Source organism: Rahnella sp. PD4 (genome assembly GCF_049199325.1).
Lineage (GTDB): Bacteria > Pseudomonadota > Gammaproteobacteria > Enterobacterales > Enterobacteriaceae > Rahnella > Rahnella perminowiae.
On sequence record NZ_JBLZQF010000003.1, the window covers coordinates 367,162 to 388,525 of the forward strand.

The 21,364-nt window shown below is 51.5% G+C and carries 13 protein-coding genes; 7 read left to right on the forward strand and 6 right to left on the reverse strand.

The features are described 5' to 3' along the window. Positions 1–39: 39 nt before the first annotated feature. The 5 genes from ACOZIO_RS10570 to metK all read right to left on the reverse strand — a co-directional run bounded on the left by ACOZIO_RS10570 (position 40) and on the right by metK (position 6,886). On the reverse strand, positions 40–1,203 hold the full coding sequence (locus ACOZIO_RS10570; RefSeq protein ID WP_421595252.1) for a CfaE/CblD family pilus tip adhesin: 1,164 nt from the start codon (positions 1,201–1,203) through the stop codon (positions 40–42). Continuing rightward, positions 1,200–3,893, reverse strand: a complete 2,694-nt coding sequence (locus tag ACOZIO_RS10575; protein ID WP_421595253.1) for a TcfC E-set like domain-containing protein — start codon at positions 3,891–3,893, stop codon at positions 1,200–1,202. The genes ACOZIO_RS10570 and ACOZIO_RS10575 overlap by 4 nt, the downstream gene beginning before the upstream one ends. A gap of 88 nt (positions 3,894–3,981) precedes the next feature. Continuing rightward, positions 3,982–4,485 carry a CS1 type fimbrial major subunit gene (locus ACOZIO_RS10580; RefSeq protein WP_421595254.1) on the reverse strand — a complete coding sequence of 168 codons (504 nt, stop codon included), beginning with the start codon at positions 4,483–4,485 and terminating at the stop codon, positions 3,982–3,984. 88 nt (positions 4,486–4,573) lie between these two features. Then, complete coding sequence (locus tag ACOZIO_RS10585) at positions 4,574–5,323, reverse strand: fimbria/pilus periplasmic chaperone (protein ID WP_421595255.1); 750 nt, start codon at positions 5,321–5,323, stop codon at positions 4,574–4,576. A gap of 411 nt (positions 5,324–5,734) precedes the next feature. Next, positions 5,735–6,886 carry a methionine adenosyltransferase gene (metK, locus tag ACOZIO_RS10590; protein WP_129953026.1) on the reverse strand — a complete coding sequence of 384 codons (1,152 nt, stop codon included), beginning with the start codon at positions 6,884–6,886 and terminating at the stop codon, positions 5,735–5,737. Between the two features lie 878 nt (positions 6,887–7,764). On the opposite strand from metK, the gene speA reads away from it, so the two are divergent. After that, positions 7,765–9,744, forward strand: a complete 1,980-nt coding sequence (speA, locus tag ACOZIO_RS10595; protein WP_129953025.1) for a biosynthetic arginine decarboxylase — start codon at positions 7,765–7,767, stop codon at positions 9,742–9,744. Positions 9,745–9,936: 192 nt separating this feature from the next. Here speA and ACOZIO_RS10600 read toward each other — a convergent pair whose 3' ends face one another. After that, positions 9,937–10,689, reverse strand: a complete 753-nt coding sequence (locus ACOZIO_RS10600; protein WP_129953024.1) for a M48 family metallopeptidase — start codon at positions 10,687–10,689, stop codon at positions 9,937–9,939. A gap of 248 nt (positions 10,690–10,937) precedes the next feature. Between ACOZIO_RS10600 and tkt the strand changes: the two genes are divergently transcribed. From tkt to ACOZIO_RS10630, 6 genes are all read left to right on the forward strand, one after another. Continuing rightward, a complete protein-coding gene (tkt, locus tag ACOZIO_RS10605) occupies positions 10,938–12,932 on the forward strand; it encodes a transketolase (RefSeq protein WP_129953023.1) in 1,995 nt (664 codons plus the stop codon). Between the two features lie 499 nt (positions 12,933–13,431). Next, positions 13,432–14,448: an erythrose-4-phosphate dehydrogenase gene (gene epd / locus ACOZIO_RS10610; protein ID WP_129953022.1), complete on the forward strand. Its 1,017-nt coding sequence runs from the start codon at positions 13,432–13,434 to the stop codon at positions 14,446–14,448. A gap of 72 nt (positions 14,449–14,520) precedes the next feature. Beyond that, entirely contained in the window at positions 14,521–15,687 is a 1,167-nt protein-coding gene (pgk, locus tag ACOZIO_RS10615) for a phosphoglycerate kinase (protein ID WP_129953021.1), read from the forward strand. A 125-nt stretch (positions 15,688–15,812) separates the two neighbouring features. After that, the gene (gene fbaA, locus ACOZIO_RS10620; RefSeq protein ID WP_013576802.1) at positions 15,813–16,892 is read left to right on the forward strand and encodes a class II fructose-bisphosphate aldolase; all 1,080 of its coding nucleotides are present in this window, start codon (positions 15,813–15,815) and stop codon (positions 16,890–16,892) included. A gap of 134 nt (positions 16,893–17,026) precedes the next feature. Next, entirely contained in the window at positions 17,027–18,109 is a 1,083-nt protein-coding gene (locus ACOZIO_RS10625; protein WP_129991413.1) for a LacI family DNA-binding transcriptional regulator, read from the forward strand. Positions 18,110–18,243: 134 nt separating this feature from the next. Then, the gene (locus ACOZIO_RS10630; protein WP_421595256.1) at positions 18,244–21,342 is read left to right on the forward strand and encodes a beta-galactosidase; all 3,099 of its coding nucleotides are present in this window, start codon (positions 18,244–18,246) and stop codon (positions 21,340–21,342) included. The last annotated feature ends 22 nt before the right edge of the window (positions 21,343–21,364 follow it).

The window sequence follows — 21,364 nt, forward strand, 5'->3', positions numbered from 1 at the left end:
GGCCTGCTTTTATTCCGGCGTTGCGGGATCCCCCTTTACCTAAAGCTGCGAGGTAAAATTCACAATCAGGTGTCCGGTATAATGCCCGGCTTGTTTGCTGTTGATATCCAGAGTCTTGGTACTTAATTCCAGTGGCGCAGGTATGCATAATACCGCCTGCGGGATCCCCGGAAGGTGCACCGGCCGGACGCGGGCTGTCTGAATATTAGGGATGACCAGATCCTCGCCACGTATGATGCTGACATATTTACCGTCGGGGGCTTGCATTTTCACGTAATAATCAATGCGACCCGAATCCTGATTAACGTCGCCGTGATCCGAGTAAATAGAAAAATAGCCGTTATTACGCTGAATTGTCCCCTGCTGTTGATCATCAAATTTCAGGGTAAAACTGGTGCTGTTTGAGCCATAACCATCGTACAGACACATATCAATATTAGCAGCGCCATTCATTTGTGCCTGGTTGCCCTGCGTACCCGGCAGCGGGCGCATGTTAAGATCTACGTGTGGTGCAGCCTGGCCAAATTCGGGCAAATAAATTTGCTGGTTATTATTGTCAGTCAGGTCGACGGTGAAATTAATATTGTAGGTTGAGGCAATTTGTACGTCAGTACCAAAATGCATCACCAGATTGGCCTGCCATTTCCCACCTACCGGCAACTGACTTAACTGGGTATAATCCAGCCATAAATTTAATGCTGCACCGGAACGCCATTCACCTCCTGAACAAAAAGATGTACTCCAACCCCTTGAGTTCAGATTATTATCCCCGTGAAATGTCGGTGAACCGCAGGCATTGGTCGGGTTCATCTGCACACGTTGGCCGGTAACCAGCAGGTCGACCTGCATACCGGAGCGTTGTTCAGTAAAACGTAATTTAATATCCGTTTTACTTCCCTGCGCGTAATTGCCTATTTTTACCGCGCATGCCCCCTTTTGGCTGTTGCTCTCATCCAGGCAGGTAAACCCCATCTCGTTGTAGGTTTTTCCCAGTTCAGAAGGCTGCTGGGTATAGGCGGCGACATCATCGTCAAAAAATGTTTGTTTTCCTGATGAAGGCAGGGTTGCCCTGTCAAAATTCATAATGAAATTTTGCTGCACATCATGTGGCACCGTATCGGGTGGCTGAGCATAAGCCTGAGCGCTGACAAACAAACTCAGAATACAAAATATGGTCGCAAGAGTCGGTGAATATTTCTTCATTTTGTTTCCCGTAGGCTCTTTGGTAAATCAGCAGCCTGAATCGTTTTACACAGTGTTTTTCCCACATAGCGCACCACATCCCGGCTGGATTGCACGGTGATCGCACATTGGTAATTCAGATTGCCACTGCGCAGATACAGATTCTTCGCCAGCGAGGTCATTTCTGCGGTAAAACCGCCGTCGTCTGAACTGTTGAACGCATCGGCATTGAGCATATGAACATTACTGAGCGGCTTGCCGGTGACGGTAACCAGTTGGCCGACGTAGGTGTAATGGGATTCCATCGTGACTTCGCGCACTTTCATTTTACCCGGCAGCAGGAATAACTTCTGGCTGCCTGCGCCCCGGGTAATGCTGGCCTGACTGCCGTTGCTGACGTCACGGCTTTCATCGATCGATACCTTGCCTTCTTCAAAACCGGTTACCGGGAATAATGCTTTGCTGTTTTGTTTCATTTTGGCTGCCCCGCCCCCCTGAACAGATACGTCAATCAGGGCGTCACCGGCGGCATCCGGACTTTCTTCGTTGCTGCTTTTGACCTGCACGGCCACTGCGGCACCCGGAGAGCCTGTTCCGCCCGGTCCCCAGAAGAAACCGGATTTAGATACCGCAACGGAAGAGTTGTAGCTGCCGGTTACCGCTCCCTGATGGGTTTTTTGCTGATTGTCATAGCTGTCGGATACGGTCAGTTCGCCATCGCCGTATTGCCCGTTGAGACGGCCGTGAACCGAAGCGTTAGCGTTGTCGGTGTTCGTACCCCCCACATCAATACCGAGTTCGCGTTCATTATTGCTGCCCCAGTCCCAGTTCTGGCTGGCGTTGTACGTCATCTGCGCATCGCCATTCTGGCTGCCCTGATAATCGGTACTGAAGGAAGTATTGCTGCTGCGCAACTGTGCATCTTTCGGCGTGTTCCGTGACAGTGAAAAGCCGATGTAAATACCTTTGTCGTTATCGCTGCCGCTGCTGCTCTGACGACGATATCCGCCAAACCGCGTGGTGACGGTCATCTGTTTCCAGGTGAAACTTTTGTTCAGACTCAGTTGCAGGGTTTTGGATGTACTTTGCGATTCGGTGTTGTTAATCATGTTGTCTTCAAAAGGCTTTGAAGGATCGTATGACGACGAGTCCGGCGAGAGGCTGGTATTTTTATTGTACGTGTATCCCAGCGAGGCCGACCAGCCTTTGACCGGCACGGAAAGGGTGCCGCTGATGGATTCGTAACATCCAATATCAGCATAATCGTACTGACTGACTTGCGCACTGGTGCAACTTTTACCGTAAGCCGCATTGCGGTAAACGCTCATGGAAAAGCCGTCGTTATAGCTGATTTGCTCTACGTTACCATCGGAACCGTCGGTGCCGCTGAAAACGTTGGCCTGCATATCCAGCACACCGTCGATCACTTTTCCGTTAAAGCCGTGGGTCCATTGCAGTCCCGCTTCGCCGTAGTTTTCATTATCTGTATTGGCGATACCCGCCGTGGCTGTGACTTCGGCAAATACTGGCAGGCGGGCTCCGGCTTGCATTACGGGTTTACGCGGTGTGCTGTCGTTTTCATCATCACCGCTGGCGCGGACAACGTGATTATCTGCCGTTTCGCCTGCCTGTAAAAACCATTGCAGATGCCCGTCGCCGATCCCGCCCGTTTTCGTAAAAGGCTGCGTCTCGGTACGTACCAGCTGATTATTTTCATAAATTCTCAGGGTGACCGCGTAGCTTCCGTTGGGGAAGCTACCGGTATCCAGCGTATTCGAACCATTATTAAGGTAGAAAGTGCCCAGCAACTGATTACCACGATAGGCATCGACGCGGGATTTACTGGAAAGCAGCAGCACCAGCGGCGAACCTTTGCTGGCCTCTTCAAGGTTCAGGTAGCTCAGGGAACTCCCGGCGCGGATGCCGTCAATCGCATTAAGCGGTAACAGCGCGAAGGTAATATTGCCGCCGAGATTGCCGGAGAGATCACGCGAATCCATACGTCCGGCCTGCACGTAATGGCGTTTGCCCAAACTCTGACGGAAATAGAAATCATCCACTGACACTGTCTGGCTGTCACTGTCGTCACTTTTGTAAGAGTCGAGTGACCAGTCAAAACCCACGTAACCGTTGGTCAGCACGCCCAGTGCGCCGGAGCCCTGTAAAGACAGACTCTGGTATTCATCCTGTGCCGCCACGTTCAGTGTTTGCTGATGAATTAACGCATTTTCAGTCTGCGCTGTCGGGGTATAATAAAGGGCTTTTTTATCAGCATCAGGCACCAGTGTTTTGCTGACAAAAAGGTCGGCTGCGCTGTTATTTTCATCATAAATGAGGGCCACCGAATCAGTTTCCAGATAACCGCATCCTTCGGCATCCGCATTGCTGTCGCAGGCCAGGTTGCCATGTCGTGCAAGCGGTGCAGATAAGGTTGCCAGTATTTTTTGATAATCCGGCGTGCCGGGTTTTAGTGGCAGGTTCAGTGCGGTCAGGACTGCCTGCGGATCTTTAAACTGTACGGTTTCCAGCGTGACGTTGGCTTCAAATAATCCGGCCGACTGACCGAGCAGATTGACGTTCAGCCAGATGTTCTGGCCCGAGACCAGTTCTTCGAACCCCGGCGGAACGCCGGAGTCTGCAAAAGCAAGATTGCTGAATAAAGCAAAATGAATGGCCAGAAAGCAGAGAGACACTTTCAGATTTGAGTTCATTATTTTTCCTTTATTCAAAAATCTGATGAGTGGAAAAGAATCGGCCTGATTAACAGGCCGATGTGGAGTGATTCAGACGCGTGATCACTTATGGCGTTACGGTTGCCTGAGTCAGCACAACGCTGACAACGCCGCTGTAGTTACCGGAAGCAACCGGTGCCTGAGTTGTCTGGCTGACTTTCAGAGGCTGAATGATGGAACCGTTAGTGGTATCGCCGTTCGGGAACAGGGTAGTTGCAGCCATGGTCTGCTGAGCCTGAGTCAGGGTCAGGTCGCCATATTTCACGGTCAGTGGGATATTTGCGTTGGTTCCTACGGTATCCATTAATTGCGGAGTACCTGCCAGGTTGATATTTACGTCTTTCTCTGCATCGTTAGAGAAGATTTTAGTCATCTGGGTAACAGGTTCCAGACCCACGCCAGGCATATACCCCATTTCCATCGTAGAAGGTAATACTTCGCCGGTGTCAGTCGTCATATCTAAAGTAGCATCAACATTTGCAGTTACAGTAATATCTTTCTGAACAGCATAAGCGTTAATTGCCATACCCATGATCATGGTTGCTATCAGTGGCTTGATAACGGATTTCATTGTTTAATTCCTTAATGTAGAGGGTGCATGTCAATATGCATTTTTATAACAAGGGTGTTACTAATTTCTCAGTGAAAAATAATAATATTTACTTTGCACTGAATTCTTTTACGCCGGTTTTCTTATCTGTCCAGTTGAAATATTTCACTTTCACTACGCGGTAATTATTCCCTTTAAATAAGGCAGGGTCTAATGTGGCGTGCTGATTAGGATAAATACTGTTCTTTACCGGTTTACTCCATTGACATCCGTCATCAGTGAGTTGCTGAGGACATAAACCGATGCTGTTAATCTTCAGATGAATATTGCCGGTATTACTGACCTCGCGGCTGACGGGGTTTAGTGTGAAATCCAGTCGCGGGGCAGCGGGTGGCACGGTAACCAGTACGCCCCAAATCATGCTGATACCGAGTTTAGCCGCGCCTTTGGGTTCATTTTTGTCATTGCTATTATTCGGTGCCGGAATGCCTTCAAAATAAACACGGTACGCTTCTTCTGTTTGGGGTTGCTGAATATTAATCAGACGTATAATTCGGGTGGTGCCAGGCGCCAGTCCAAATTTCGCTGGTGTGACAATAATACCCTGGCCCGATGACTGATTTAGGATAATTTCATTTTCCTGTGATGTGCCAGGGTTATTAATTTTTTTTACGGTCGTTTTCACATATTCCGTGGTGTCGGAGTTTGTTGTTACGCTAATTTGTGCAGCGCCGTTTTTTTCCATCGGGACAGAAATAGGGTAAACGCTTATTCCTGCAAATGATAATGCGGAAAAAAATAATGGGGCGGCCGCTAAAATCATTATCAGGGATTTTAATTTCGTTAAGGGCATGGTCATTTTCTCAATATTTAATTAAACGTTATCCGGAAAAGTATTTCGTTGATTCCCTTTGAGTAATTATTTGTTTTGACTGTTTCGATGGGGTGAATAATAGATTCAATGAATGTTCAGGTCAATGGCATAGAAATTAGCTATTTGTGTTATCTGTTTAACTAAAAATAATGTTTACAAAATAATAACATCTCATGCGGTTTTTATTTTTTTGATTACACAGGGTTTTTATTTTCCTTCCTGCTTATTCACCCTGACTTGTTAAATAAAAATGGGTGTTTTATTTGAATTATTCGCTTATCTACATGATGGATTAAGTTAAATTAATATAAACCTACGCGGTTTGTTTTTATTTAAAAATCAATAAAAAACCCCGCTTGCGGCGGGGTTGAAGAGATTTTATGACGCCCGGGTTTCTTATAAACCAGCGGCTTCGCGCAACTGAGCGGCCTTGTCGGTTTTTTCCCAAGGGAAATGTTCACGACCAAAGTGACCGTAGGCTGCGGTTTCTTTGTAGATTGGGTGTAACAGATCCATCATCTGGATCAGACCGTATGGGCGCAGGTCGAAGAACTCGCGTACCAGCAGGGTCAGTTGCTCATTGGAAACTTTACCGGTGCCGAAGGTTTCCACCATGATGGAAGTCGGTTCCGCCACGCCAATCGCGTAGGACACCTGAATTTCACAACGGTCAGCCAGACCAGCAGCCACGATGTTTTTTGCCACATAACGTGCTGCGTAAGCCGCTGAACGGTCAACTTTCGACGGATCTTTACCGGAGAACGCACCACCACCGTGACGGGCCATGCCGCCGTAAGTATCCACGATAATTTTACGACCGGTCAGACCGCAGTCACCCATCGGGCCGCCGATAACGAAACGGCCGGTCGGGTTAATATGATATTTGGTACCGGCGTTCAGCCATTCTGCTGGTAACACAGGTTTGATGATTTCTTCCATCACCGCTTCCTGCAAATCTTTCAGCGAGATGTCTTCTGAATGCTGGGTAGACAGTACGACCGCATCGATGCCGACGATTTTGCCTTCGTCATACTGGAAAGTGACCTGGCTTTTGGCATCAGGGCGCAGCCACGGTAACGTGCCTGATTTACGCACTTCAGCCTGACGCTGCACCAGACGGTGTGCGTAAGTAATAGGTGCTGGCATCAGTACGCTGGTTTCGTTGGTCGCATAACCAAACATCAGCCCCTGGTCACCCGCGCCTTGTTCCAGCGGATCAGTACGGTCAACGCCCTGATTGATATCCGGAGATTGCTTACCGATAGCGCTCAGCACTGCACAGGAATTGGCATCGAAACCCATGTCAGAATGGATATAGCCAATTTCGCGAACAGTCTGACGTGTGATTTCTTCAACGTCGACCCATGCGCTGGTGGTGATTTCACCGCCAACCAGGACCATGCCGGTTTTGACATAAGTTTCACATGCAACACGTGCTTTTGGGTCTTGCTCTAAAATTGCGTCCAGCACGGCATCGGAAATCTGGTCAGCAATTTTATCTGGATGTCCTTCCGAAACGGATTCGGACGTGAAGAGGTGTTTAGCCATTATGTTCTTTACCTTACATACGACGGGTTAGATATCACTGCATAGCACTGGGGTGACGGGCAGATGAGGAGCGGAGCTCGCCATTGTCGCAATGCGTCCTGCATGTCCCCATTAGGCAAAGCCTTGAAGCAGTTTGCGCGTTAAACCACCCATGCGTGTGGACGGATTAACATCTGGACGGCTATTTTAGGATAGCAGGTGTCCCGAATGCCAGTCATTTTTGTGACAGAGTGGGTGTTATTGTGCGGGTTTGCAGTGATATTCACGGCCTGAAACTATTTACACCACATTTTCATTTTGCAATTACAGCGGGTTGCCGGTATAAACGGCGCGCGCTATGCATATTTCTGCAGGCCCTGCAGATGCAGCGTATTCCAGTAATTACTGTTTTCTCAGCTCGAATGCCCGCGGGTGATGCGTGGCACGTGTGGAGGTGGTTAGTTTAATGACCCACTTTTTACCGCTTGTAACATTTCAACAGCATCCCCTGCAGCCTTCATTGCGCCCTGCAGCATTCTCCTCAGCATTTCTGTTAGCAAAACGTCTGTTATCTCTTCGATGTTACAGACAGTCTGACTATAGACAGGTCAGCCGCCGACATCTGTACGCTGCTCAGTAAACCCGGCTGTGTGTACATCGCACTTCCGACATATAACTGATGTAGCCTGCGATCTCCCGGGGCATCCGTCCCTGATTTCTCCCGACTCGTTACACGGAGTCTAAAAACGTGTTTTACAATGATATGAGTAGAAAACAGTCCTATGGCTGCGGCACACAGGGTTTTATCCTGTCTGAAAGCCAGGCTTGCGGGTTGTTCTCACCTGTTGTTACTGCGATAGTGGCTGGCCATGTTGTCAGTATAGAAAGAGGATTTACCTATGTCTGATGACATCCAGTCCCACCGTCCGCCACATTCGGACGATACTGTTTTTTTGCGCTCCATGCAGGAGGTTGCCGTGAACGATCGTGATGCCAGCAAGATGCTGCGCACTTACAACGTTGCCTATTGGGGTAACAATTATTATGACGTCAATGAACTGGGCCACATCAGTGTTTGCCCGGATCCAGACGAGCCTTCTGCCCGTGTCGATCTGGCACAACTGGTAAAAGACATGCGGGAACAGGACGGTCAGCGTCTGCCGGCATTGTTCTGTTTCCCACAAATTCTACAGCACCGTCTGCGTTCGATTAACGCCGCCTTTAAACGTGCGCGTGAATCTTTTGGCTACGAGGGTGACTACTTCCTGGTGTACCCGATTAAGGTCAACCAGCACCGCCGTGTCATTGAATCGCTGGTGGAATCGGGTGAACCGCTGGGTCTGGAAGCCGGCTCAAAAGCTGAGCTGATGGCCGTGCTGGCGCACGCCGGGATGACCCGTTCCGTGATCGTCTGTAACGGTTATAAAGACCGTGAATACATCCGTCTGGCCCTGATCGGCGAGAAACTCGGGCACAAGGTTTATCTGGTTATCGAGAAGATGACTGAGATTAAACTGGTGCTGGAAGAAGCTGAACGCCTGAACGTTGTTCCGCGTCTGGGCGTGCGTGCGCGTCTGTCCTCACAGGGCTCCGGTAAATGGCAGTCCAGCGGTGGCGAGAAATCTAAGTTTGGCCTGGCAGCCTCTCAGGTTCTGCAACTGGTCGAAATGTTGCGTGAGGCAGGGCGTCTGGAAAGCCTGCAACTGCTGCATTTCCACCTGGGTTCACAGCTGGCGAATATTCGTGACATCTCGACCGGTGTACGTGAATCCGCGCGTTTCTACGTAGAACTGCACAAACTGGGCGTTAATATTCAGTGCTTCGACGTGGGCGGTGGCCTGGGTGTGGATTACGAAGGAACCCGTTCACAGTCTGATTGCTCGGTGAACTATGGCCTGAATGAATATGCCAATAACGTTATCTGGGGGATCGGCGACGCCTGTAACGAACATGGTTTGCCGCATCCGACGGTGATCACTGAGTCTGGTCGTGCCGTGACCGCGCACCATACTGTGCTGGTGTCGAATGTCATTGGTGTTGAGCGCAATGAGTTTAAAGAGCCGGCGGCACCTGAACCGGATGCACCGCGTGCGCTGGGCAGCATGTGGGATACCTGGAACGAAATGCACGATCCGGAAAACCGGCGCTCGCTTCGTGAATGGCTGCACGACAGCCAGATGGACCTGCACGATGTCCATTCACAATATGCGCACGGAATTTTGGATCTGACGCAGCGTGCCTGGGCGGAAGATATCTACCTGAATATCTGTAATAAAATTCAGGATCAGCTGGATCCGAGTAACCGTGCTCACCGCCCGATTATTGACGAATTGCAGGAACGTATGGCGGACAAACTGTACGTCAACTTCTCGCTGTTCCAGTCGATGCCGGATGCATGGGGTATCGATCAGTTGTTCCCGGTTCTGCCGCTGGAAGGTCTGGATAAACCGCCTGTAGGCCGTGCGGTACTGCTGGACATCACCTGTGACTCCGACGGTACTATCGATCACTATATCGACGGTGACGGCGTCGCGACCACCATGCCAATGCCGCCGTATGACCCTGAGAATCCGCCGGTGCTGGGTTTCTTTATGGTCGGTGCGTATCAGGAAATTCTCGGCAACATGCATAACCTGTTCGGCGACACTGCTGCGGTGGATGTGTTTGTCTTCCCTGACGGCAGCATTGAAGTGCAGCAGTCAGATGAAGGCGATACGGTTGCGGACATGCTGGAATACGTGCAATTGGATCCTAACGTATTGCTGTCCCGCTTCCGCGATCAGGTGAAAGAAACAGATTTGGATGCCGAATTGCAGGCCCAGTTTGTCGAAGAGTTTGAAGCCGGTTTATACGGTTATACCTATCTGGAAGACGAATAAAAGCCCGGTTCTTTTATTCTCTGCGCCTCAACGCCCGGCTTGTCCGGGCGTTTTTACGTCCTGCTTTCGTTACTTATTTCATGAACGTATTTTATATTGATAGGTAAAATTGTTTCTTTATTAACCATGAAGCAGAAATCATTGTTGTGCGAAATGAAAGTGAAAGGCGCAACATTTTGCGCCTTAATGGGGTTATTTTCCGGCAGCGATACGTTCACGTATATGTTTCGCACGTGCCTCTGAAGACGGGTGATCGTCAAACCAGCCGATACTGCTCCCCTGATCCAGTTTGGCCAGCTTCTCAAAACTGGTCGCCAGACCTGTCGGATCAATACCCCGTTTTTTCAGCAGATCGAAAGAATAATCGTCCGCTTCGGATTCCTGCTTCTGGGAGAACTGTGCGTTAACATATTTCTCGCCCAGGTCCGCCAGTTGTGACTGTGACAAGGTGGCGCTGACGCCACCAAGGGAAGAAATTGCAGAGCGTGCTGCGGTAGCGCTGTAAGCGACCTGCATGGCTTTGCGGGTGTGACCGAGCGCGACGTGGCCCATTTCATGACCGAGAACGCCTTCCACTTCATTGTCATTCATCATATCCATCAGGCCGCTGTAAACACGGATGCAGCCGTTCGCCATCGCCCAGGCGTTGACGTCTTTGGTCAGGTAAACCTTATAGTTGGCAGGGGTGCCATTAATGTTATCACCCAGTGCCGCCGAGATTTTTTTCAGGCGTTGTGCGTATTCACTGCTGTCGGGAGCAATTTGTGCCTTTTTATCCATCTCCTCGCAGGACTGTACGCTCAGTGTTTTAACGTCGGCGTCACTCAGCGTATAGGCCTGATAAGCCTGCGCGCCGGACTGCATTAAGGTATCGGTATTGACATTAGCGCAGCCACTGACCAGCGATGCGGCAAAAAGGCTCAACATAACAGGGTGAAATTTCATCAATTTGGGTTCCCGGAGAAAGTTAACAAAACAGCGAATACAGCCTGAAAAAGGCTCTGACTGTAAGGATAGCGTTAAGATAGGTTTTTGGCAGTGCACGATCTATAGTGTAAGTCCGAAAAAACGCACTGATTTAAAAGCGGATTTTGTGAACTTAATCACGAGAGTGATTAGAGATTGCCGTTTTAATGCCGAGTCTGAGAAAATGACTTTCTTGACTGCTTTTTTAATCCGACCTGGAGTAGAACATGTCCTCTCGTAAAGAGCTTGCGAACGCTATTCGCGCACTTAGTATGGATGCCGTGCAGAAAGCGAATTCCGGCCACCCTGGTGCCCCTATGGGCATGGCAGACATTGCCGAAGTGCTGTGGCGCGATTACCTTAATCATAACCCGACTAACCCGCACTGGGCGGACCGTGACCGTTTCGTGCTGTCCAATGGTCATGGTTCTATGCTGATTTACAGCCTGCTGCATCTCACCGGCTATGATCTGCCGATGAGCGAACTGGCTAATTTCCGTCAGCTGCACTCTAAAACCCCGGGCCATCCGGAATACGGTTATACGCCTGGCGTTGAAACCACCACCGGTCCGCTGGGACAGGGCATCGCGAATGCCGTCGGTTTCGCTATTGCAGAACGTACGCTGGCAGCACAGTTCAACAAACCAGGCCATGACATTGTCGATCACCAGACCTACGCGTTTCTGGGCGACGGCTGCATGATGGAAGGCATTTCTCACGAAGTGTGTTCACTGGCCGGTACCATGAAACTCGGCAAACTGACCGCGTTTTATGATGACAACGGTATCTCTATTGATGGTCACGTAGAAGGCTGGTTCACCGACGATACCGCGGCACGTTTCGAAGCTTACGGCTGGCACGTAGTCCGCGGTGTTGATGGTCATAATCCTGACTCCATCAAAGCGGCCATTGAAGAAGCGCATAAAGTTACCGACAAACCTTCCCTGCTGATGTGTAAAACCGTGATCGGTTTCGGTTCGCCGAACAAAGCCGGTACTCACGATGTACATGGTGCCGCACTGGGCGCAGCTGAAGTAGCCGCTACCCGTGAAGCGCTGGGCTGGAAATATGCCGCCTTTGAAATCCCGCAAGATATCTATGCGCAGTGGGATGCGAAAGAAGCCGGTAAAGCCAAAGAAGCCGCGTGGAACGACAAGTTTGATGCCTATGCGAAAGCCTATCCTGAGCTGGCAAAAGAGTTCAAACGTCGTGTGAACGGCGAGCTGCCAGCAAACTGGGAAACTGAAGCACAGAAATTCATCGAACAGCTGCAGGCTAACCCTGCAAACATCGCCAGCCGTAAAGCCTCCCAGAATGCGCTGGAAGCTTTTGGTAAAGTGTTGCCTGAGTTCCTGGGCGGCTCTGCTGACCTGGCACCCAGCAACCTGACCATGTGGTCTGGTTCGAAGTCTATCGGCGACGATCAGGCGGGTAACTACATCCATTATGGCGTGCGTGAATTCGGTATGACAGCAATCACCAACGGTATCGCGCTGCATGGCGGTTTCCTGCCGTATTCTGCGACTTTCCTGATGTTTGTGGAATACGCGCGTAACGCGGTGCGTATGGCGGCACTGATGAAAATCCGCAACGTTTTCGTGTACACCCATGACTCCATCGGTCTGGGCGAAGACGGCCCGACGCACCAGCCGGTTGAGCAAATTGCCAGCCTGCGCGTTACGCCAAACATGAGCACCTGGCGTCCTGCGGATCAGGTTGAATCTGCTGTGGCATGGAAATACGCGATTGAGCGTAACGACGGCCCGGTTACCCTGATCTTCTCCCGTCAGAACCTGACCCAGCAACCACGTACGCCTGAACAACTGGCCAACGTGGCGCGCGGGGGTTACGTGCTGAAAGATTGCGACGGTACGCCGGACGTGATCCTGATTGCCACCGGTTCTGAAGTGGGTATCACTGTTGAAGCGGCTGACAAACTGGCTGCTGCGGGCACCAAAGTGCGTGTGGTTTCCATGCCGTCTACGGATGCCTTCGACAAACAAGACGCAGCTTACCGTGAATCGGTCTTGCCGAAAGCCGTTTCTGCCCGTGTTGCGGTTGAAGCCGGTATCGCTGATTACTGGTTCAAATACGTCGGCCTGAACGGTGCAATCGTCGGTATGCATAGCTTCGGCGAATCTGCTCCGGCAGAGTTGTTGTTCAAAGAGTTCGGTTTCACTGTTGATAACGTTGTTGCTCAGGCACAGGCGTTACTGAAGTAACTCCGCATTTCTTATGCCGTTAAAAGCACCTTCGGGTGCTTTTTTTTCGCCTGTGTTTTCCGGTACCCGTTCTCAGTTTCGCGCGAAATGACACAGGTCAAACCGTTCCGATGCGGGCTCGGTTACACTGCCTACATGCCGGAACTGTTTCAATCCGTCGGTTTATGAGGAAAATCACTGTCGAAAAGGTGATGAAAAAGTAAAATCACTGTGAATACACCGAATTGGCTGGTGTTTTTTTCAGCAATCGGAGCGATTAATGCGGCCTTCTTCTACGAATTATTCCTTTTATTCACCGTTTGGTTTATTCTCAGCTGAACCGTTTCAGTCGGGCTATTTGAGCTTAACATCCTTACCAGGTTGTTATCGTGCCTGAAACTGACGCTTTTCTGCCGCAGGCTTTGTGCGGACAAATGATGATGGTGATTCACCGTAAACGCACGCTGCATTACTATAGGTGTTACTGATATTGAGTAACAACCGTGTAACAGGGAGATGTATGCCAATACGTATTGCAATTAATGGCTTTGGTCGCATTGGCCGTAGCGTATTGCGCGCGTTATACGAATCCGGTCGCCGGGCGGAAATCTCCGTCATTGCCATCAATGAAATTGCCAGCCCTGAAGGCATGGCTCATCTGCTTAAATACGATTCCAGCCACGGGCGTTTCGCCTGGGATGTCCGCCAGGAAGGTGAAAACCTTTACGTAGGCGATGACTCCATCCGTTTACTTCATCAGTCTGATGCCAGCCAGTTGCCATGGGGTGAACTGAGCATTGACGTCGTGCTTGATTGCACCGGTGTCTATGGCAGCCGTGCAGACGGTGAAGCCCAGCTTGCGGCCGGCGCTAAAAAAATTCTGTTCGCGCATCCTGGCGGCCATGATCTTGACGCCACGGTGGTTTACGGCGTGAACCACGCCTTGCTCGAACGTCAGCACCGCATTGTGTCCAATGCGTCCTGCACCACCAACTGTATTATCCCTGTGATCAAACTGCTCGATGATGCTTTTGGCATTGAGTCCGGCACGGTAACGACCATTCATTCCTCAATGAATGATCAGCCGGTGATCGATGCGTACCATGCGGATTTACGCCGTACGCGCGCCGCCAGCCAGTCCATTATCCCGGTTGATACCAAACTGGCCGCAGGGATCACGCGCATCATGCCAAAATTCTGCGATCGCTTTGAAGCGATCTCGGTGCGTGTGCCGACAATCAATGTCACCGCCATTGATTTAAGCGTATTTGTCGAGGGTGCTGTGACGGTAGGCGAGGTTAACCAGCTGCTGCAAAAGGCCGCAACAGGTGCTTTTCGTGGTATTGTTGACTATACCGAACTACCATTAGTCTCGACAGATTTTAACCATGATCCCCATAGCGCCATCGTAGATGGAACGCAGACGCGGGTGAGTGGACAGCACCTGATTAAGACACTGGTCTGGTGCGATAACGAGTGGGGTTTTGCCAACAGAATGTTGGATACAACATTGGCAATGTCTGCCAGCGGTTTCTAGTACGGCTGTTCCGGCTTTCCGGCCGAAACTGCCTTCAAGCAACTTTAAAGAGAATCAACGAGAGGATTCACCATGTCTGTTATTAAGATGAGCGATCTGGATTTAGCGGGTAAACGCGTACTGATCCGTGCCGATCTGAACGTGCCAGTTAAAGATGGCAAAGTAACGTCAGATGCACGTATCCGCGCTTCTTTACCTACCATCGAAATTGCCCTTAAACAAGGTGCACGTGTGATGGTTACCTCGCATCTGGGTCGTCCGACTGAAGGCGAATATAACGAAGAGTTTTCTCTGCTGCCGGTTGTTAACTACCTGAAAGACAAACTGTCTTCTCCTGTACGTCTGGCTAAAGACTATCTGGATGGCGTTGAAGTTGCCGAAGGCGAGCTGGTTGTTCTGGAAAACGTTCGCTTCAACAAAGGCGAAAAGAAAGACGACGAAACCCTGTCCAAAAAATATGCTGCCCTGTGTGACATCTATGTGATGGACGCATTCGGTACTGCGCACCGCGCACAAGCTTCTACTCACGGCGTGGGCAAGTTTGCACCTATCGCCTGTGCCGGTCCGCTGTTGTCTGCAGAACTGGAAGCACTGGGTAAAGCGCTGGGTAACCCGGCCCGTCCGATGGTCGCTATCGTGGGTGGTTCTAAAGTTTCTACCAAACTGACCGTTCTGGATTCCCTGTCCAAAATCGCTGACCAGCTGATCGTTGGCGGTGGTATCGCGAACACCTTCGTGGCTGCTCAAGGCAACAACGTCGGGAAATCCCTGTACGAAGCAGACCTGGTCGGCACCGCAAGCAAATTGCTGGAAACCTGCGACATTCCTGTTCCTACCGATGTTCGCGTAGCGACGGAGTTCTCTGAAACTGCAACGGCTACCGTGAAGTCTGTTAAAGACATCAAAGATGATGAACAAATTCTCGACATGGGCGATGAGTCTGCAAATCGTCTGGCTGAGATCATTAAAAACGCTAAAACCATTCTGTGGAATGGTCCTGTAGGCGTGTTCGAGTTCCCTAACTTCCGTAAAGGGACCGAAATTGTGGCGCAGGCTATTGCTGACAGCGAAGCATTTTCTATCGCAGGCGGCGGCGACACACTGGCGGCTATCGATCTGTTCGGTATCGCTGACAAAATTTCCTATATCTCCACTGGCGGTGGCGCATTCCTGGAATTCGTTGAAGGGAAAGCACTGCCAGCGGTTGTGATGCTGGAAGAGCGTGCTAAGAAGTCATGAACCCTGAACGGGGAGCGTAATGCTGTCCGTTCTTCTTTGCCGCGCGGGGGGCTGCACAGTGGAACCCGCGCGACATAGCAAACCGATTCAATCCATCTACGGCCGACGAAACAGGACAAAGAACTATGTCTAAAATTTTTGATTTCGTAAAACCAGGCGTTATCACTGGTGATGATGTACAGAAAGTTTTCGCTATCGCTAAAGAAAACAAATTTGCTCTGCCAGCGGTTAACTGCGTAGGCACCGACTCCATCAATGCCGTGCTCGAAGCGGCTGCGAAAGTTCGTTCACCGGTTATCGTTCAGTTCTCTAACGGTGGCGCTGCGTTTATCGCAGGTAAAGGCCTGAAAACTGACGTACCACAAGGTGCGGCAATTCTGGGCGCAATCTCTGGCGCACACCATGTGCATCAGATGGCAGAACATTATGGCGTGCCGGTTATCCTGCACACCGACCACTGCGCGAAAAAACTGCTGCCATGGATCGACGGTCTGCTGGACGCGGGTGAAGCGCATTACGCGAAAACCGGTAAGCCACTGTTCTCTTCTCACATGATTGACCTGTCTGAAGAATCTCTGGAAGAAAACATCGAAATTTGCAGCAAGTACTTAGCTCGCATGGCAAAAATCGACATGACTCTGGAAATCGAACTGGGTTGCACCGGCGGTGAAGAAGATGGCGTGGACAACAGCCATATGGACGCATCAGCACTGTACACTCAGCCACAAGACGTTGATTACGCTTACGAAAAACTGAACGCTATCAGCCCGCGTTTCACTATCGCTGCGTCATTCGGTAACGTACACGGTGTTTACAAACCAGGTAACGTTAAACTGACTCCAACGATCCTGCGTGATTCTCAGGAATACGTGTGCAAGAAACACAACCTGCCACACAACAGCCTGAACTTCGTATTCCACGGCGGTTCCGGTTCAACTGCAGCAGAAATCAAAGAATCTGTAGGTTACGGTGTTATCAAAATGAACATCGATACCGACACTCAGTGGGCTAACTGGGACGGTATTCTGCAGTTCTACAAGAAAAACGAAGCTTACCTGCAAGGTCAGTTGGGTAACCCGGAAGGCGCGGACAAACCTAACAAGAAATTCTATGACCCGCGCGTATGGCTGCGTTCTGCACAGTCTTCCATGGTGACTCGCCTGGAACTGGCATTCAAAGAACTGAACGCGATCGACGTACTGTAATTCTTATCTTTCCGGTGCTTGACCACCGGAATGTGAGGATAATCGTCAAAGGGGCTTCGGCCCCTTTTTTATGGCCTGTTTTCCGGCCACAATAGCCCGTATCAGTATTTCGCCAGAATCCCGAAGAGAGAGCCATGAAGCCAAAATCTGTCACCCTCGATGATGTTGCGCGCCACGCCGGTGTGTCTTATCAGACCGTTTCGCGTGTACTGAATCAGGCTGCGCATGTGTCGGTCAGAACGCGTAATAAAGTCGAACAGGCAATGGCGGCGCTCAATTACGTTCCGAACCGTGTCGCACAGCAACTGGCGGGGAAACAAAGTTATACGCTGGGTCTGGCGACCACTGAGCTGGCATTGCATGCGCCGTCACAAATTGCGTCAGCGATGAAAACCCGTGCTAATCAGTTAGGCTTCAACGTTGTGATTTCGATGATTGATAACCTGAGCCTGACCGCCTGTCGTGCGGCAGTAAACGAACTGATGTCGCAGCGGGTAGATGGCGTGCTGATTAACGTGCCGTTGTCGAATGACGATGCGGGGGCTATTGCGCAGTTGTGCGGCAACTTACCGGCGTTGTTTCTGGATGTAGATCCTGAAGCTGATGTGTTCAAAATTCTGTTCGATCCTCACTGCGGGGCAGAGCAGGGCGTGGCGCATTTACTGGCGCTCGGGCATCAGCAGATTGCCGTACTGACCGGCCCGCTCGAGTCCATCTCTGCACGGCTGCGTTATGAAGGCTGGCTGAAGACGCTGGCATTGCACGATATTACGCCCTGTGCGGTTCAGCATGGTGACTGGAGCGCGGCTTCGGGTTATCAGCAGGCATTATTGTTGCTCAGTCAGCCCGAACGTCCTACGGCGATTCTGGTTGCCAATGACCAGATGGCGCTCGGCGTTCTGCGTGCTGTCCATGAGTTTGGTCTGCGGGTACCGGAACAAATTTCGGTGATGGGTTATGACGATACTGAAGACAGCGCATTTTTCTTCCCGCCGCTGACCACAATCAAACAGGATTTCCGCCTGCTCGGTCACGAAAGCATTAACCGGCTGGTGGAGCATCTGCATACGCATGGCGATCATCAGCAATCCTCGCTGTTACTGCCCACTTCTTTGGTTGAACGCCACACGACCGCCAGACCGGGCACAAACCCGGTGTCACAGGAAGCCTTATCGCAGGAGCTGATCCGCATCGCGCGTCAGCTTAGCGCGCTCTGAACCGGATTTAACCCTCCCATGACGCGGAATTTGTGATCCGCGTCCCTTTCCCGCATACCTCCGCTTTACTTACTCGTCCGGGTTACGCATGTTTATCATATTGTGAGCGCATAACAATTTACCGGGGAGATATTATGACAACATCAGCGGAAGATAAATTATCATCGCTGGCCACTGTTCTGGCCCGCCGTGACTGGGAAAAACCGGCCTCGACACAGTGCAACAGGTTACCTGCACACCCGCCGTTTAACAGCTGGCGGGATGCAGAAGAAGCGAGAGATAATAAGGCTTCAGGAAACATCCGTAGCCTGAATGGCGAGTGGGCATTCAGCTATTTTAACCGTCCTGAAGCCGTGCCGGAGCAATGGCTGCAACAGGATCTGGCAGGTGCCGACGCTGTGCAGGTGCCATCAAACTGGCAACTGGCGGGTTATGACGCACCGATTTATACCAACGTTCAATACCCCATCCCCGTCAATCCGCCGTTTGTACCGGCAGAAAATCCTACGGGTTGTTACTCGCTCACAGTTTCTGTGGATAATGACTGGCTGAGCAGCGGGCAGACGCGCATTGTGTTCAACGGCGTTAACTCTGCTTTCTATTTATGGTGTAACGGCCGGTGGATCGGGTATTCACAGGACAGCCGTTTACCGGCGGAATTCGATCTTAGTGGTGTACTGCACGCCGGTGAAAACCGTCTGGCGGTCATGGTGCTGCGCTGGAGTGACGGCAGTTATCTGGAAGATCAGGATATGTGGCGGATGAGCGGGATCTTCCGCGACGTCACCTTGCTGCATAAACCGGCGGAGCAGATTACCGACTTACAGGTGCGCACGCATTTGTTTCATGGCTTCACGCAGGCCGAACTGGAAGTGCAGGTCAGCGCCGCCGTGCCGCAGGAAAACGCAGCGGATTACCAGATACGCGTCCAGTTGTGGCAGGGCGACAAGCCGGTTGCACAGCATCTGCAACCACTCGGCAGCGAAATCATTGATGAGCGCGGGTCGGCATTTGACCGAACCACGCTGCGTTTGCCGGTCAGCCAGCCTGCGTTGTGGAGCGCTGAGCAGCCCGCCCTCTATCGCGCTGTCGTTTCCCTGATTTCTCCGCAGGGGCAGCTTATTGAAGCTGAAGCCTGCGATGTGGGCTTCCGTCAGGTAGAAATCAGCAACGGATTGCTGAAAGTGAACGGCCAGCCGGTGTTGATCCGCGGCACCAACCGCCACGAGCATCACCCTGAAAACGGTCAGGTGATGGACGAAGCCACCATGCGCCGGGACATCGTGCTGATGAAGCAGCATAACTTCAACGCCGTACGCTGCTCGCATTATCCGAACCATCCGCTTTGGTACAAACTTTGCGATGAATATGGCCTGTATGTGGTCGATGAAGCCAATATCGAAACTCACGGCATGCAGCCAATGAACCGTCTTTCGGACGATCCGGTCTGGTTCAACGCGTTCAGCGAACGTGTGACGCGTATGGTTCAGCGCGACCGCAACCATCCGTGCATCATCATCTGGTCACTGGGCAATGAGTCCGGTCATGGCGCGAATCACGATGCACTTTATCGCTGGATCAAGTCTGTTGATCCCACCCGTCCGGTGCAGTACGAAGGCGGCGGAGCCAACAGTGCGGCAACCGACATTATCTGCCCGATGTATTCCCGTGTTGAGCAGGATCAGCCGTTCCCGGCCGTACCTAAATGGTCGATTAAAAAATGGATCAGCATGCCGGATGAAACCCGTCCGCTGATCCTCTGCGAATACGCCCACGCGATGGGCAACAGCTTTGGCGGCTTCGATAAATACTGGCAAGCGTTCCGCCAGTTTCCGCGTCTGCAGGGCGGTTTTGTCTGGGACTGGGTCGATCAGAGCCTGCTGCGCACCGGCGATAACGGCGAGCGTTATATGGCCTACGGCGGTGACTTTGGCGATACGCCCAATGACCGTCAGTTCTGCATGAACGGTCTGGTGTTTGCTGACCGTACGCCGCATCCGTCCTTGTTTGAAGCGCAGCGCGCCCAGCAATTCTTCCAGTTTTCGCTGATCAGTACCTCGCCGCTGATGCTGGAAATTCAGAGCGAATATCTGTTCCGCCACAGTGATAACGAACAACTGGTCTGGCGTATCGAACATGACGGCGAGGTCATTTCGCAGGGCGAAGCGGTGTTAGATATCGCGCCAAACGGCAAACAAACCCTGAATCTGGGCGATATTCCCTCGTCGGAAGGGGATTTGTGGCTGAACGTGGCAGTGCATCAGCCGCAGGCGACCGCCTGGTCAGAAGCCGGGCACCGCAGCGCCTGGGATCAATGGCAATTGCCGCAGCCAATGACCTTACAGGTAACGGAGAAAATTTCTGCTGTTACACCGGTACTGGAGCAGCAAAACGGCCTGATTACGGTAGCACATGGCACACAGCGCTGGCAGTTCAGCCAGCAAAGCGGACTGCTGGAACAGTGGTTTGATGGCTCAACGCCGCGTCTGCTGAGTGCGCTGCGCGACCAGTTTATCCGTGCGCCGGTGGATAACGATATCGGCGTCAGCGAAGTCACCCGTATTGATCCAAATGCCTGGGTTGAACGCTGGAAAGCGGCGGGTATGTACCAGCTGGAACCGCGTTTATTAAACATCTGTGCCGACCAGTTACAGGACAGCGTGGTGATCACCACCACCCACGCATTCATGGCGGGGGAAGAAACGCGACTGCTGAGCCGTAAGATTTTCCGCATCGATAATCAGGGCGAACTGCATATCAGCGCCGATGTCCGCGTGGCGTCAAATGTACCGTCGCCGGGTCGCATTGGCATGACCTGCCAGCTGGCGGAGACTGCAGAAAACGTCAGCTGGCTGGGACTGGGACCGCACGAGAATTATCCTGACCGCCGTCTGGCGGCGCAGCACGGGCGCTGGACGTTGCCACTGACAGAGATGTACACGCCGTACGTTTTCCCGACCGAAAATGGCCTGCGTGGAGAAACCCGCGAACTGGATTACGCCGGATGGAAGCTGCGTGGAAACTTTCACTTTGGCCTGAGTCGCTACAGCCTGCAACAGCTGATGGACACCAGCCATCGTCACTTATTGCGTGAAGAAAAGGGCACATGGCTGAACATCGACGGCTTTCATATGGGCGTCGGCGGTGATGATTCCTGGAGCCCGAGCGTCAGTCCTGATTTCCTGCTGACGGCCGGTCAGTATCATTATTCGTTCACCTGGAAGCGTGCCTGATATCCAGCGCTGCGGCCTTAAC